This is a genomic window from Neobacillus bataviensis, from assembly GCF_019969725.1.
Map to the genome: position 1 here is coordinate 1 of NZ_JAHXYW010000001.1, position 14,755 is coordinate 14,755.

The window sequence follows — 14,755 nt, forward strand, 5'->3', positions numbered from 1 at the left end:
ATTCCTCATGCACAAAACGTTCCGTAAACAAATTTAATTAAACCATTTATACCTTTAGTCCATCGGAAAACTCTATTAAGTTTTATATCCAGATTATATTTTATGCAATTTTGGCTTATCCCCTCTTAAACTCCTCCTTTGTACCTAAAGGCAATAAAAATAGCGGGGTATAAACAAGTTTGCATAAAAACTTGCATATATCCAGCATTTTGTAATCGATCATAAATTAACAATCGCACCCGTTAGTATAAGTACAATTTTTCACAAATTTTCTTTAAGTCCACAGCATTAGCGGTGGTTTTTTATTTTTACCAATGGTTTTGGATATTAACCCAACGATGCCATTGTCAGGAATTGTAGGAGAGCTGTCTCCTTTTAGGTGTCCCGTATCAGAATGAAACAGGATAACATATTGTCGATAAGAAAATATTTACACTCATAATTTCTCATGATAAATTCTTAATAAGGAACGATTTATACCTTAATAAAAGGTGAGAGAGGAGCGGTTTTATGTTAAAGAAAAAATTAATCGCTGTTATTGGGGGGATGGCTTTAAGCCTTAGTATAGTCGGTACGGCTTTGGCAGCACCCAATTCCGACAATAGTAGTGAGACCAATAAACAATTGACACAAGTGCGACAAGCCACGGAGAAGTACCACGACTTTAAGGTGGCACTACAAAATGGTTATATCAATACTGAAGAAGTTGCAGTTAGTCCTGAAGGTGTAATGGGCATTCACTTTGTAAATCCAGCGTTGATGTTTGATGGTGGAGTTCTGAATCAAAACCAACCAGAAGTTCTCCTTTATAATCCGAGCAATGATGGCGGATACAAATTAGTGGGTGTGGAATATTATGTTCCTGCTTTTATGACAAATGAGCATCCAGCCTTATTTGGCCACCCATTTGATGGCAGTATGCTGAATCATGATCTAGACCCAACCAAATTAACTGGCGCAGAAATACAAAATCCACTTAATAGACACTATGATTTACATGTATGGTTATGGCATGCCAATCCAGCAGGAATATTTGCTCCCTGGAATCCATCTATTAAGATAAAATAGGGAACACAAGCCTAACGTGATAACCGTTAGGCTTGTGTTATAAGGAACTTTTTTTCATTCTTATTATATGAATTCTAATTTAGGAAAAACATACTTTATTTTGTAACGGAAATGTAATAATTTTAAAACAATTTCCATTAGAAACTAATGACATAATACAAAATGCCTAGAGCATAAATTTAGAAGGGGATTATGTTCCCATTTTTAATTTATGGAGGTGGTGTGTTTTGGCTAGGTTCAGTTTTATTTGTTGATTTTCTACTCATGCCTGTAATTTCAAGTCTTGAACCAAAATATCAAAGTGCAGTAATGAAGCCGTTAGGCAAACGTGCAAGTGGTGTAATGATTACTGTAAGCACTTTAACGATTTTATCGGGAATTGGTATTGGATTTAAAATTGGAATTTTTGATAGACTTTCAACAACTTATGGCACATATTATATTACTTCTTTATGTATTGCTATTGTACTTTGGTTTTGGGGATTATTTGTATTAACTCCGACAGAAAAAAAATTAAGACAGTATAAAGAAGGAACTCCAGAATTTTCAAAACAATTAGCTAAACTTAAAATGTTAATCATGACTGAATTAATTGGTATGCTAGTTTTATTTGTGTTTATGGTGCTTATGCGTTTTGCTTAATAATTTAAATTTGAATAAAACAAAAAAGAAAAGGTTGCGGAATACCATTTCTTTTTTGTTTGTTGCTATTTTGTACAAACATAGGAGAAATTGCCAAATGATTTCAATCTCAAGAAGAAAAAGCCGCCAAATTGGCAGCTAGATCTTCCACTCTTGCACCAGTAAGCTAAATAAGCATTTTAAGAAGCCATTAAAACTCCCCAGCGTCTGTTTCTCTTCTAATTGGAAAACTTTCCTTTGCAACATCCTCAAGATGGAGTGTTCCGTGAATACCATTAACTTTTTTCTTATCCACCATTTTTGAGTAAAATCTTTCGTAGAAATCAGTGTCGTCAAGGTTTGGGAAATCACTTGTAAATGCAATGTCATTACCATTTGAAAAAAAAATATCAAATAGTTCAATATCCACTTCATAAATTTAAAACGTACTGTTAATTGCACCGTCAATTACCTGAACATTTTTCTTCATAACATTCTCCTTTTTAAAGCTAATTCCATTTTAATTCACCTTTAAAAAAGTGATTTCCTTCTTAAACTAAACTGCCCCGTTAGCTGAATAAGAAAAAGCCACCAAGAATTTTTGGCAGCTGAATCGTCAACTCTTGACCCTTTGCTTAAAAAGAAACTTAGAATAAATAGGAGGTTAAAACGTTCTTTAGTCAATAAAAGTATGATATAACAAAAATAAATTAAGACTTATAATAAGTACGGCAATTATCCACGCGCAGATCGAAGTTACTAAATGGTTTACAAGTTTCCCCATTAGTTTTTTGTTACTTGTAAACATAATTAAAGGTATTAAAGCAAATGCAATTCCAAAAGAGAGAACGACTTGACTTAAAACAAGAGCTTTAGAAGGATTAATTCCCATTAGAATTATTCCTAACGGCGGTATCATTGTTATAAATCGTCTCAAATAAATAGGTATGCGTCGTTTAATAAAGCCTTGCATAATGATGTCACCTGACATAGTACCAACTGAAGAACTTGATAATCCTGCGGATAACAATCCAATTCCAAAACATATTGCCACAAAGGGTCCAAGTATTTTTCCAAATTCATTAAAAGCAAATTCTAAATCACTTACATTAAGTCCGTTCTTATTAAATAATGCCGCTGAGACGATTAACATACTCGCGTTTATCCCACCTGCAATAATCATCGCAATAATGACATCTACAAACTCATATTTAAAAATCTTTTTCCGTTCTTCTTCAGTTTCTCCGACAATTCTATTTTGTGTTAAGGCAGAATGCAGATAAATGGCATGTGGCATCACTGTTGCTCCCAGCATCCCAGCCCCTAATAAAACGCTATCAACATTCTGAAATTTGAGCGTGAAAAGACCAGAAAGAATTGCCGTTGCATCTGGTGCTGCATAGATAACTTGAACCCCAAAAACTATTACAACAATAAAAATCATAGCTGTAATAACAGCTTCTAACAGACGCATTCCTCGCCTTTGAATCTCCAAAATGACGAATGAACCAATGGCTGCAATAATAGCAGCGAAAACAAGTGGGATATCAAAGAGTAAATAGATTCCAAGCGATGCACCAATAAATTCTGCCAGATCTGTTGCCATAACGACAAGTTCAGCTTGTATCCATAAAAGTATTGAAGTCTTCTTTGAAAACTTTTCTCGGCAAACTTCAGGGAGGTTTTTACCTGTTGCAATCCCTAACTTGGCAGACATCGTTTGAATCAAAACAGCCATTAAATTAGAAACTAAAATGACCCATAATAATGTGTATCCATACTTAGACCCTGCCGAAATGTTTGTTGCATAATTACCTGGATCGATATATGCCACAGCAGCAATAAAGGCAGGACCTAAAAAAGGCAGCAATCTTTTAATTCCATTAGAATCTCCTTTTATAGGAGAATTAGAAGTTCTATTCAAAGAGTTAGACAATTTTTGGGTCCAACCTCCTTCTTTTATCCGAACTTATAGTTTATTTTTGGTAAACTTTTTTTCGCTAATGCTTTTTAGGGGTCTCAGGTTGTAAACCATGAAGTTATTGGGCTTTCTAAAAGATTAGATACCAACAATAATAAATACAGTATTTAAAGATATCGGAGTAGTATTTTTTCCAAATTTTTTTCGTTATCGGCACCACTATTTTAGTTTGCTTTCTTTTTAACAGGCTATGCTATTTGAGATTCTTCTTCAACAAACCTGCCCCGTTAGCATAACAAGCAAAAAAGACCGCCGCAGCGATCCATCTTGAACTCTTGCACCTGTTACTTTAAGTACATTCCTTCACAACTGTAAATTAAATTGATATGTTGCTTTTACGAATTAGCAATCCATGATTGTCGGGTAGGCATAATAAAAAACACGGTTAGAAATAACTGTGCCCAAAATTAACAATCACCATGTTTATTTAGATGCAGTGGAGGTGGGACAAGCCATCCTTTTTCTCTATTTAAACGAAGCACTTTTGCTCCAAGGGCTACCTTTTGGTTATGAAATTGAACGTACATCATAGCAACGTCTTCCCTGATGGATTTACCGATTACTTGGCTGCAAGTTACTAATCCAGCAGCAATAATAGCGGAAAGTGTAGCTGCAATTGCTGGATCTGGAATTCTTGCACCTACTGGAATCTCCTCCAAACATGCATCTGGGGGCTCTGGTGCAGCAGGTGGTAAGCCCACACCGTTTTCTTTTATAAACTCTTCAACCTGTTTTTTTCTTGCTGGCAAGTTTCAATTGCCTCTACTAATAACTTCTTTAAATCTTCATCACCTGCGTGGTTGATCATCGTTTGGTTTGATAACCTGCACTCAGACTATTTCCGACTAGTTGAGAAGCCCAAATATCAAAGACTTCCCCGTAATGTAAAGGCTCTTCCTTTGGATTTCCAGAAAGTACTCATATACGAGCTGCATTTATTACCAAATTTAAGGGTGTGCACTAATAAATGTATATTTTTATAATAGTATCTAAACCTAAAGTAATGCTATTGGATTGAAGCGGGTGATCATATGGCAAATAAAGACAGCATCATCTCGATGCAGGATAAAAATTATTATACGACCGAAGAATTAATTGACCACAAGATAGATATTTGGCAAGAACATGTTCTTTTTTCTGGCTAATGGTGGTTTGGGGTTGCCCTCTCAATTATCCCGTGGAATTAGAAAAAAAAAATTACAGATCGAATAATGTATGTCGGCTTTTATATAATGGCAATTTCAACCCTGCTTGATATTTTAGGAGACCAAATAGGTATTTGGCATTATCGGTTTCATGTAATCCTGACACTTCCTACCTATTTCCCATGGGATGTTACGCTCATGCCTGTATCGGTAATGATTCTCTTGCAATTCTTCCCAAAAATAAATCCATGGTTTAAAGCAATATTTTTCGCACTTTTAACTTCCTATATAGCAGAACCATTTTTTGACTGGCTGGGCATTTATGAGCCAAATGCCTGGCATTATAGTTATTCTGTCCCGATTCAGATTCTTCTTTTTATGAGTGCATTTTGGCTTACCCAACGGACTAAGTTTTCTCCATTGTAATAAAGGAACATGGATAATTTTTTCATTGGAAATACTCCTTTCTTGTAGCGAAGAGAGGAGTATTATTTTACAGGGAACTACCCTTATTCAATAAACTGCCCAGATAATTTAAGCACAACATTTCACAATCTTTCTTGTGCGAAAGGAAAAGGCGACCTCCGTCTTGAAGAATCGCCCCCGTTACTTTAAGTACAATTCTTTACAAAATTACTTTTTCTCACATAGAAAAGGACGAAGTGCTTCTGCATTACCCCTGCGTGGAATAAGTAAAAATATTATCACTAGATACCCTTAATTGTCAGGTCATTTGTTGGAAGAGCTAAATTTATATCTTATACTGCTGTCGTAATAGACCATACAAAAGGATCATTCATTTCATTCCAATTTTGTTTCATCTCCTCATCAGTCAACAAACATCTGTCTAAAGAGGCTTTTACAAGTTTTTTATCCATGTCGATTCCAATTAGGACAAGTTCATTTTTCCGATCTCCATACTTTTCATCCCAATCATTTCTTAATTCAGGATTTTCTTCAAAATACTGAGTTTGCTGTTCAGTAGGTAAAGAAGCAATCCAGTAAGAAACGGGCTCTAATTGTATCGATGGACCAGCTTGCGAGAATAATAAAGCTAAGTCATTTCTAGTTGCACACCATACAATTCCCTTTGCCCTCACTATCACTTCAGGCATTTCCTCTACCCAATGATTAAATCTTTCAGAATGAAATGGAACCGAGCTTCTATAAACAAAGGAGCTTATCCCATACTCTTCCGTTTCAGGGGTATGCTCAGGTGCCTCTAATTCTTTTAACCATCCTGCCGATTGGCTTGCAGTTTCAAAATTAAATAAGCCTGTATTTAATACCTCTTTAAGTGGAAGTTTTCCCTTAACGGTACGATGGAATTTTGCTTCAGGCTGGAGCTTTCTTAAAAATACCTCTAGTTGTCTTAATTGCTCCTCTTCTAGTAAATCACATTTATTTAGGACTAACACATCACAAAACTCAATTTGGTCTATTAATAAGTCCGCAACAGATCGATCGTCAGCTTCACCTAATGCCTGATTTCTTTCTAATAGAAGGTCGCCAGACGCAAAATCGTGCCAAAACCTATTTGCATCTACCACCGTGACCATGGTATCTAGCCGACAATACTTGGTCAGGTCAATCCCCAATTCTTCATCAATATAAGAAAATGTTTGAGCAACTGGGACTGGCTCGCTAATACCAGTTGATTCAATCACAATGTAATCAATGTTTCCTTTTTGGACGAGCCGTTCCACTTCCTTTAAAAGATCTTCTCTTAAAGTACAACAAATACATCCATTCGTTAGTTCTACCAGTTTTTCCTCCGTCCTATTAAGCCCGCCTCCTTGTTTAACCAATTCGGCATCTACATTAATTTCGCTCATGTCATTGACGATAACCGCAACTCTTAATCCCTCACGGTTTTGAAGAATATAATTTAATAATGTTGTCTTACCTGCACCTAAATAGCCACTTAAAACGGTTACTGGAATTTTACTCTCTTTCATTTTATCCTTCCTTTCCTTTTTTTAAATCAAAATCATTACGATTTAAATATTATACTTATCCATGAATCATTGGAACATTGTTAATGTCCGCAGATTTAACCATCAACTCTGCAAAATATCTACTTCGTTTCTCTATGTATTGTATAACGCTTCAATCTAGGAGAATATTTTCTTAATTCAAGCCTTTCAGGATTATTTCTTTTGTTCTTAGTAGTGATGTAATTTCGATCCCCTGTTTCTGTACATTGCAAAGTTATTTTTACTCTCATATACTTTCCTCCTTTTAATAAATCGAAATCATTACGATTTGAATTTTACATTAGCTCTTTATATTTTGTCAATCTCGATATGTAAATTATGTTATTTGAAGCATTGTCACTTTAAAAAATTGACAATTTTAGTTTGAAGTCCAACTAAACGCTGCCCTTTTAGATCCAAAAGAAAAAGCACTAAAAAGGCAGCGTGAACTAATTAATCTAAAATCGATAATTTCAACGCATCCAGATTTTTTTTCATAACACCAAAATAGTCTAATCCTTGTTGTTGCTCTTCTTTCGTTAATCCTTCTAACGGATTTAATACTTCCGTTTTAGCACCTATTTCTTTTGCTAACGTTTCCGCCACTTTTGAAGATGTCATTTCCTCAAAATAAACAACCTTCATATTTTTCTTCTTTGTTAATTCCGTTAATTCAGCTAATTTCCCTAATGTGGGTTCAACATCTGGCGATAATCCTGCGATAGCAATTTGAGTCAATCCATATTGTTTTGCCAAGTATCCAAATGCAGCATGTTGTGTAACAAATTCTTTCTTCTTGGCTTTATCAATAGTCTCTTTATATAAGTGATCCAAATCTGCTAACTCAGAATTTAAAGCCGTTGCATTTTTTTGAAATTGGTCTTTATTACTAGGATCTGCCTGTTCCAAAGCCTTAGCAATTGTGTTAACTTCTTGCTGAGCTAACACTGGAGAAAGCCAGACATGTGGATCTTTAGAAGCAGTATGCTCCTCCCCTTCCTCGGATTCCAGTGCATCCATCAATTTAATCCCACTGGAAGCTTCAACAACCTTTAATTTAGAATCATTAATACTTTTCAATACCTTTTCAGTCCAAAGTTCAAAGTATTGGCTATTGTAAATAAAAACATCTGCGTCTTGAATTTTTGCCATATCCTTTGCTGTCGGTTCCCAATCATGTGGTTCTACACCATTTGGTATTAAAAGTTCCACGTTTGCTGAGTCGCCTGCCACCTTTTTTGCAAAATAGTACATTGGATAAAAAGTAGTGACAATTTGCAGTTTTTTAGATCCTTCACTTGTTTTTTCACTTTTCGTTGAAGCTGTGTTTGAGCAACCACTTACCATTAATAGAAAAATAACTAATGGGACTAACAGTCTTTTCATGTTCATTTACCTCCAAAATTATCTTTAATTAGGAATTATTACGATTTAAAGTGAATAATTATTTTGTAGTATTGAAGATTCTTAGTAATGTACAAATCGTAATTATTACGAATTAAATCTTATAACGATTATTTATTTATGTCAATCATCAAATTTTAATGAAATGAATTAAGTATAAGTGCATATCCATATGATAGGCTTGATAGATTTGAGGAGGTAGACTTGTAATGACCTTTATAAATAAGATGGTAAAAGATAGCCTCGTTTTACTATTATTTTGTTTATTCCTTTTTCTATTTCTTTTTGCGGAAGAATTAAAAAACATTTCTTTTTTTACTAGAATCCCTAGTACGTTTTTTAATGTAAATACCATTTTTCTTAGTATTATTTTAGAAGCCATTCCATTTATTTTACTTGGTGTATTTGTATCAGCCATTATCCAATCATTTGTTTCCGAAAATGTAATCCGAAGGTTTTTGCCCCGTAATGCCTATTTAGCCCTGATACCTGCTGCATTACTTGGGATAATCTTTCCTATATGTGAGTGTGCCATCGTTCCTGTCGTTCGCAGGTTAATAAAAAAAGGCATGCCTTCACATGTAGGTGTTGTCTTTATGCTTAGTGCTCCAATCTTAAATCCTGTCGTTTATGCGTCTACTTATTTTGCATTTAAAAGCACACCTTATGTCGCCAATGCAAGGATGTTTATAGGATTTATAAGTTCCATTCTTATTGGCTTAATCATTTACAGACGTTTTAAAGGTGAAAATATTCTTAAAGTGCAGAAGGAAGACCATCATCACCACCACCACCACCAAAGAGGAAATAAACTATTAGAAACTCTCTATCATGCAAGTGATGAATTATTTGATACAGGGAAGTATTTGTTCATAGGTGCATTTCTTGCCAGTTTATTTCAAGCCTTCTTGGACAGAAATGTTCTCTTATCAATAGGGACAAGCACAACTTTTGCACCTATGGCTATGATGGGACTAGGATACGTCCTTTCTGTATGCTCTTCAGCAGATGCCTTTGTCGCTTCTTCATTTGGTTCCACTTTTACAGAAGGTTCCATCCTTGCATTTCTTGTTTTCGGTCCTATGATTGATATAAAAAACACCTTCATGTTATTCGGTTATTTTAAGAAAAAGTTTGTCATTTATCTACTATTGGTAACTCCTCTTGTCGTCTATTTTTCCGTATCTATTTTTCAACTGATTTTTTTATAAAAGGGGTGTCCTATGATGAGGCCTAATAAAGTCCAGGATTTTTCTTTTCATTATCTTATTAGGGGAATTATTTTGATTGGATTTATGCTACTTTTATTTAAATTACTTCTAACGAATAATATATCTCTTTTAATTGCACCAAAAATGATTCGATTTATTTATTTTACTCTCTTTATATGCCTTATTCTTGGAGTTCTTTTGATTATTAGAGGAACTTCAGGGAAGGATCATTCTTATCAATGTGATTGTGACGGGGATCATACCTATCCTTCCTCTTTCGTGAAAAGTGTGTTTCTTTATTTATTGTTTATTATTCCTATAACCACAGGATTTCTTTTCTCGAACAATGTTTTGGGCAGCTCTGTTGCAATGAATCGAACAATTAAATTGGGAGCCGCCTCTCAACCGCCTCAACAAAATAAAACTTTAAATACCATTTCAAAGGTACAATCATCATCTAATACCAATAAATCTAATACATCAACTAACACACAAAGTGTACTTGATAATCAACCTGAGCCTTTAACTCAAAAAGAATATGATGCATTAAAGAATAAAATATTAAAAGCTAATATCATTAATATTGACGATAGCCAGTATGTAAACATAATGAACATTATACAAGATAATCTAAATGCGATGATTGGAAAAACGGTAACCACAAAAGGATTTGTGTATCGGGAAAAAGAATTTATGCAAAACCAGATAATTGTTGCTCGATTTGGAATCACATGTTGTGTTGCCGATGCCTCTGTATATGGAATGATGGCAAAAGGAGAGGTAGCTGCATTGCCGAAGGATAAATGGGTTCAAGTAACAGGAAAAATTGAGCAAACCCAATTCAATGGGGAGACAATTCCCGTTATAAAAATTAACCAGCTTTCAAAAATTATTGCTCCTCAGCAGCCCTATGTGTTTGATTTAGGTATTAAAATTGAGTAGTCCTTTGCAAATTGTCATAGGAGACACTTTTCAGTAATAGTGTTTACTTGGGTTGGTTCAGCATCATTGGCATTTGTGCAGCTATTGTAGCCGCATTATCCTACTGTCGTGCTAATATGCTCTCAAAAGCACGATTAGTAATTGATATACTAAAAGGCGCCTTCTTATTCAAGAAAAGCGCCCTATAAATGGAATAACCCCTTAACTCCTAACAGCAAGTTTAGTTATTTTTAATCCCATTGGTATTCTAAAACCACGCCTTTTGTTTTATAAGGGGTACAAACAACATTACTTCTTCTAATATTTCTTTACCTCTTTTACATTACAACATAGATAAGCGATGAATCTTGATTTGTATTTTTAACTAAACCAAAACGTAATTCAGATCCGAAATAATTCATTTTTCTCCCCCTTTAAAAATATTTAACTCCATTATAATTTAAATCCTTCTTCCACTCCCGTTCGTCGAAAAAGAAAATGTTGCCGTAATAACAGCCCTGATCTTCAACTCCTGCATCCGTTAGCACACCAAGAAACTTAATTTGTTCTACGGTTAGATAAGGCAGAATCTTACTATCAGTTCCTTTCCACCTATTATATAAATAAAAAAGCCAAGATGAGTATGAATTCTCATCTTGGCTTGTCTTTAGCTCAAATATTGTCTAACTCACTTCCGCCTTTATGAAGTTGGTGATAGGATTAGCGCGATAGCACTCTTATCCAAGTTAAAATCCCAATCCACAAAAATATCATTTACTTTTGTTTTAAGAATAGTTTCAAATTGATTGCTATTATGTAATAATCTTTTCTCAAGATTTCGTTTTGCCAACTTCAATGTTTCGGAATTTCCTAATCGAATTAATTCTCTTTCGATGGGAACCAAAATTTCTTTTCGAATTACGACTAATGTTCTTGGGTTTAATTGAATGGAATGAATTTCTTCTGGCTCCTTTTCGACTTGAATACTGATTCTTTTTATTTCTGAGTGAATATTTTCTTTTCCTTCATAGTTTTCATCATTTAAATGATTAGTTTCGTTTGAAGAACCAAAACAAACAAAAATACCACTTTTATTATCAATTCCCCAATCGTAATAAAATTCACTGATTTCCATGCCAGTCAATATTTTAATATAGGCCTTAAACTCAGGAATAAGTGTTTTCATCAACATATCTCTCGTCCTTAATACCATGGCTTCTTGACCTTGGGTTAATAAGACACTTTCAGAGGGTGTGATAAAGTTTCGTAAATAAACAGTCACGGAAGATTGATAATTTGAAACAAAAACCGATTCAGGACCTTTTCCAAAGTATTCTCGAAGTGTTCTTCCGATGTAGCTTGCTAACTCCAAATTCACCTGATTTTTTTCCAAAGAAAATTCATCCTTTTAAAAGATAAAAGCTTTCTTTATTTTAACCCTTTTTTATTTTAAATATTTTCTCATATTATCATCGACCTTTACTTAATTTGTCCCAATAAATCGATATAGTATGCGTTTAAAACTGAATATATTAGTTATTGCGATATCTTCGAATAGGTTAAAATAACCCAATTTTTCTAGAAATAGACTGAAAAGATTGAAAAGTTAATTGTTTGAATATAAAATAATCAATGGATAGAAGAAAAAATGCTTTTATCTAAATGGATTGCATCTAATTATCTAATTACATATGTGTTTTTTACTATATAAAAAAAGGGCATATTGATGGTAATGAACTAGACAACATAGATTGAGCTAGACATAAGTCAAGGTGGGGATAATGATTCCTATCTTGACTTTTTTTTTTTTCCGATAAATAAAGAGGGAGAATCTTAAAAATGATAAAGATTGCAATTGTGGATGATAACATTCAATTTACGGAGTTACTTAAAAAATACTTATCTAGTCTTGATGATATGGAAGTAATGGGAGTTGCCTACAATGGCATAGACGGATTGGGGTTATTAAAAAGGGAACAACCAGACCTAGTTATATTAGATTTAATTATGCCTTATTCCGATGGACTCTTTTTATTAAAAAAACTTGATAAAGAAAAAATCGATACAAATGTTTTAATACTAACTTCTATCGGAAACGAGGATATCATAAAAAAAGCCAGCGAATTCGGGGCACGCTACTTTTTGTTAAAACCTGTTGAATTATCCCATTTATCCAATACAATTAGAAATATTTGCCCAAAACAGAAAGGGTCGTCCTTTGTATATACAAACACAGAGAAAAAAGAGTTACTCCATAATAAAAGAGGTCAAAATATAGAAAATCGAATAACAAATGTATTACGTTTGATGGGGATTCCAGCAAATCTAAAAGGATACTTTTATTTGAGAGAGGCTATTCAAATGGTATTCAGTAACTTTGAGATATTGATGGGATGGGGAGGTATAACAAAAGTAATATATCCCACCATTGCAAGTAAATATCATACCACCCCCAGCCGAGTTGAAAGAGGAATTCGACACTCAATTGAAGTTGGATGGAATCGTTCAAGTAATGAGGTACTAGAGTTGTTATTTGGTAACACACTAAACACATTTAAAGTCAAACCCACAAATGGCAAATTTATCGCTATGATTACCAATTATTTGAGAATACAACAGGATTGTTAAGGTAACACGAAAAAACTGTCTTCTTCAAAGACAAGCCACCTCCTAAAAAAGAAAGCCCGATATTAAGTTTTCTTTTAGGAGGTGGTCTTCTTCAGTTGCCTGCCCGTGCCTTATAACGGTATGAGTTTCTTTTGTCGTTATCTAGGTTATTGGGTACCGCCTGTAAGATGCGCATCAAACATATCAATGATTTCTAGGAACCTATCAGCTTCCCGGAAAACATGGTCTGCTAATAGAGGATGAATAATGCTCTTTATTTTACATTGCTCAATTAAATCACGGGCTGTTTTCTTGAAGTCCCTAAGAGATGCGACCGAAACCCTATTTTGATCAAGGAATTGATCTAAAAGAGGAATTGTTTGTGATTGTGGCTTCATAGATTCTAAATCCCTTGCTTGATACAGCAATTGATCAAAATCATTGCTGAAATTCTGTGCTACGTCAACTAGTTTCCTTTCTGATGGATCAAGGAGATGACCAATAAATTTGGCATGGTCTGCCATAATCCTTAAGAAGAAGACATTTTCTTTAATAATTGCATCTGGAAGTGCTTTTAATTTTCCTTCATTTAATTCAATTAATCGTTTTCTAAAATAATTTGCTTCCCTACTTGTATGGTCAACTAATAGCGGGAAATTATTTGCCCCTGGTAATTTGCATGTGAGAATTAGTTCTAATACCTTCCGTTTAAATACGAAAATATTAGTTGCAGCTTGTTGGACCTCTGAATTAAATCTTCTTATTTGTTCTGGATCCGTTTGATTATTAAAAGAATGTGCAGTTTGTTCGATGTGTTCAAATAATCGATAAAATTGATTAGCCTCTTGAATGAGTTGAGTATCCTCTGCTCTAAAACCTAATCGAAGAAATAAAGAATGCTCTTTCATAATCCTAGCCCAAAAACGTATTTCATTTAAAGAGCGCTCAACAAACATTCCAGATGTAACACCGGTATCAGCATGCAAAGGTGTATCTTCCCCGTTCATACTATAACCTCCCCTAAATACTTCCTTTGTTCTATTCATATTTACATGGTCATTTGAATATGCCTTAAAGCAAAATCTGCCTATAGCTATTGTTAAAAATATCCATTTTCCATATATCTTTAAATGCCAAAACAAATATCGTGTGAATTAGAATAAGTCGTTTAAAAGGATGAAATGGGGAAACGATATCAATAGAATGTTAAAACTTGGGGCTGGGTAGATGGGTTTACTAAGCAAATCACATTAGGAGGAAGAAGTTATGACAAATGAAAAACTAAAAATAGGAATTATATTGGGAATAACACGTTAAGGTCGTGTTAGCCCACAAGTTGGAGATTGGGTAAAGGGGGGAGCAGATAAACGTGGAGATGCAGAATATGAAATTATAGATATTGCAGAATTTAATTTACCTTTTGTTTTTACAACTGCGGGCAATGAACCAGGATTGAAAGCATGGTCGGATAAGCTAGCTAATTTAGACGGTTTTGTTTTTATTGTAGCGGAATATAACCACAGTATTACAGGGGCCTTGAAAAACGCCTTAGATTCTGCTCGTGATGAATGGAATAACAAAGCAGCTGGTATTGTAAGTTATGGCTCCACTGGGGGGAGCTAGCGCTGCTGAACATCTCCGTGGAATTTGTGGAGAATTACTAATTGCAGATGTTAGGGTACATCCAACATTATCTTTATTCACCGATTTTGAAAACGGAACAACATTTAAACCACAAGAACTACACTTAAATAATGTAAATGCGATGCTTGACCAAGTGATTGCATCGAGTGGTGCATTAAAAACGTTAAGATAAAACAA

Annotated in this window: 13 protein-coding genes and 2 pseudogenes; 7 read left to right on the forward strand and 8 right to left on the reverse strand. The window is 34.3% G+C overall.

Features of this window, described 5'->3' with window-relative positions; all coding sequences use genetic code 11:
• The first annotated feature begins 510 nt into the window (after positions 1 to 510).
• Together LC455_RS00005 and LC455_RS00010 are read left to right on the forward strand one after the other, a co-directional pair.
• Positions 511 to 1,068, forward strand: a complete 558-nt coding sequence (locus LC455_RS00005) for a hypothetical protein (protein ID WP_223587526.1) — start codon at positions 511 to 513, stop codon at positions 1,066 to 1,068.
• A 192-nt stretch (positions 1,069 to 1,260) separates the two neighbouring features.
• Positions 1,261 to 1,710 carry a hypothetical protein gene (locus tag LC455_RS00010; RefSeq protein WP_223587527.1) on the forward strand — a complete coding sequence of 150 codons (450 nt, stop codon included), beginning with the start codon at positions 1,261 to 1,263 and terminating at the stop codon, positions 1,708 to 1,710.
• Between the two features lie 190 nt (positions 1,711 to 1,900).
• On the opposite strand, the gene LC455_RS00015 is transcribed toward LC455_RS00010, so the two are convergent.
• The 3 genes and pseudogenes from LC455_RS00015 to LC455_RS00025 all read right to left on the reverse strand — a co-directional run bounded on the left by LC455_RS00015 (position 1,901) and on the right by LC455_RS00025 (position 4,534).
• Entirely contained in the window at positions 1,901 to 2,119 is a 219-nt protein-coding gene (locus tag LC455_RS00015) for a hypothetical protein (protein ID WP_223587528.1), read from the reverse strand.
• A 246-nt stretch (positions 2,120 to 2,365) separates the two neighbouring features.
• Positions 2,366 to 3,625, reverse strand: coding sequence for an Nramp family divalent metal transporter (locus LC455_RS00020; RefSeq protein WP_223587529.1), 1,260 nt, complete (start codon positions 3,623 to 3,625; stop codon positions 2,366 to 2,368).
• A 452-nt stretch (positions 3,626 to 4,077) separates the two neighbouring features.
• Positions 4,078 to 4,534 (reverse strand): annotated as a pseudogene (locus tag LC455_RS00025) (DUF3231 family protein).
• A gap of 332 nt (positions 4,535 to 4,866) precedes the next feature.
• Between LC455_RS00025 and LC455_RS00030 the strand changes: the two are divergent.
• Positions 4,867 to 5,241, forward strand: coding sequence for a CBO0543 family protein (locus LC455_RS00030; RefSeq protein ID WP_317851402.1), 375 nt, complete (start codon positions 4,867 to 4,869; stop codon positions 5,239 to 5,241).
• 332 nt (positions 5,242 to 5,573) lie between these two features.
• Here LC455_RS00030 and LC455_RS00035 read toward each other — a convergent pair whose 3' ends face one another.
• The 3 genes from LC455_RS00035 to LC455_RS00045 all read right to left on the reverse strand — a co-directional run bounded on the left by LC455_RS00035 (position 5,574) and on the right by LC455_RS00045 (position 8,177).
• On the reverse strand, positions 5,574 to 6,773 hold the full coding sequence (locus tag LC455_RS00035; RefSeq protein ID WP_223587531.1) for a GTP-binding protein: 1,200 nt from the start codon (positions 6,771 to 6,773) through the stop codon (positions 5,574 to 5,576).
• A 119-nt stretch (positions 6,774 to 6,892) separates the two neighbouring features.
• A complete protein-coding gene (rpmG, locus tag LC455_RS00040) occupies positions 6,893 to 7,042 on the reverse strand; it encodes a 50S ribosomal protein L33 (RefSeq protein ID WP_168243666.1) in 150 nt (49 codons plus the stop codon).
• A 202-nt stretch (positions 7,043 to 7,244) separates the two neighbouring features.
• Positions 7,245 to 8,177, reverse strand: a complete 933-nt coding sequence (locus LC455_RS00045) for a metal ABC transporter substrate-binding protein (protein ID WP_223587532.1) — start codon at positions 8,175 to 8,177, stop codon at positions 7,245 to 7,247.
• A gap of 227 nt (positions 8,178 to 8,404) precedes the next feature.
• Between LC455_RS00045 and LC455_RS00050 the strand changes: the two genes are divergently transcribed.
• A complete protein-coding gene (locus tag LC455_RS00050) occupies positions 8,405 to 9,406 on the forward strand; it encodes a permease (RefSeq protein WP_223587533.1) in 1,002 nt (333 codons plus the stop codon).
• 15 nt (positions 9,407 to 9,421) lie between these two features.
• Positions 9,422 to 10,348 (forward strand): TIGR03943 family putative permease subunit, encoded by a 927-nt coding sequence (locus tag LC455_RS00055; RefSeq protein WP_223588618.1) that lies wholly within the window; start codon positions 9,422 to 9,424, stop codon positions 10,346 to 10,348.
• Positions 10,349 to 11,027: 679 nt separating this feature from the next.
• On the opposite strand, the gene LC455_RS00060 is transcribed toward LC455_RS00055, so the two are convergent.
• Positions 11,028 to 11,720: a Na-translocating system protein MpsC family protein gene (locus LC455_RS00060; protein ID WP_223587534.1), complete on the reverse strand. Its 693-nt coding sequence runs from the start codon at positions 11,718 to 11,720 to the stop codon at positions 11,028 to 11,030.
• Between the two features lie 446 nt (positions 11,721 to 12,166).
• Between LC455_RS00060 and spo0A the strand changes: the two genes are divergently transcribed.
• On the forward strand, positions 12,167 to 12,955 hold the full coding sequence (gene spo0A / locus LC455_RS00065) for a sporulation transcription factor Spo0A (protein WP_223587535.1): 789 nt from the start codon (positions 12,167 to 12,169) through the stop codon (positions 12,953 to 12,955).
• Positions 12,956 to 13,101: 146 nt separating this feature from the next.
• Here spo0A and LC455_RS00070 read toward each other — a convergent pair whose 3' ends face one another.
• Entirely contained in the window at positions 13,102 to 13,941 is an 840-nt protein-coding gene (locus tag LC455_RS00070; protein WP_223587536.1) for a DUF2935 domain-containing protein, read from the reverse strand.
• A gap of 259 nt (positions 13,942 to 14,200) precedes the next feature.
• Between LC455_RS00070 and LC455_RS00075 the strand changes: the two are divergent.
• A pseudogene (locus tag LC455_RS00075) lies at positions 14,201 to 14,750 on the forward strand (NADPH-dependent FMN reductase).
• Positions 14,751 to 14,755 lie beyond the last annotated feature (5 nt).

Excerpts from the sequence above, each read along its gene's own strand:
- LC455_RS00005 (WP_223587526.1), top strand. The coding sequence starts at position 511 with ATGTTAAAGAAAAAATTAATCGCTGTTATTGGGGGGATGGCTTTAAGC.
- LC455_RS00010 (WP_223587527.1), top strand. The coding sequence starts at position 1,261 with ATGTTCCCATTTTTAATTTATGGAGGTGGTGTGTTTTGGCTAGGTTCA.
- LC455_RS00035 (WP_223587531.1), bottom strand. The coding sequence starts at position 6,773 with ATGAAAGAGAGTAAAATTCCAGTAACCGTTTTAAGTGGCTATTTAGGT.
- rpmG (WP_168243666.1), bottom strand. The coding sequence starts at position 7,042 with ATGAGAGTAAAAATAACTTTGCAATGTACAGAAACAGGGGATCGAAAT.
- LC455_RS00045 (WP_223587532.1), bottom strand. The coding sequence starts at position 8,177 with ATGAAAAGACTGTTAGTCCCATTAGTTATTTTTCTATTAATGGTAAGT.
- LC455_RS00050 (WP_223587533.1), top strand. The coding sequence starts at position 8,405 with ATGACCTTTATAAATAAGATGGTAAAAGATAGCCTCGTTTTACTATTA.
- LC455_RS00055 (WP_223588618.1), top strand. The coding sequence starts at position 9,422 with ATGAGGCCTAATAAAGTCCAGGATTTTTCTTTTCATTATCTTATTAGG.
- spo0A (WP_223587535.1), top strand. The coding sequence starts at position 12,167 with ATGATAAAGATTGCAATTGTGGATGATAACATTCAATTTACGGAGTTA.
- LC455_RS00070 (WP_223587536.1), bottom strand. The coding sequence starts at position 13,941 with ATGAACGGGGAAGATACACCTTTGCATGCTGATACCGGTGTTACATCT.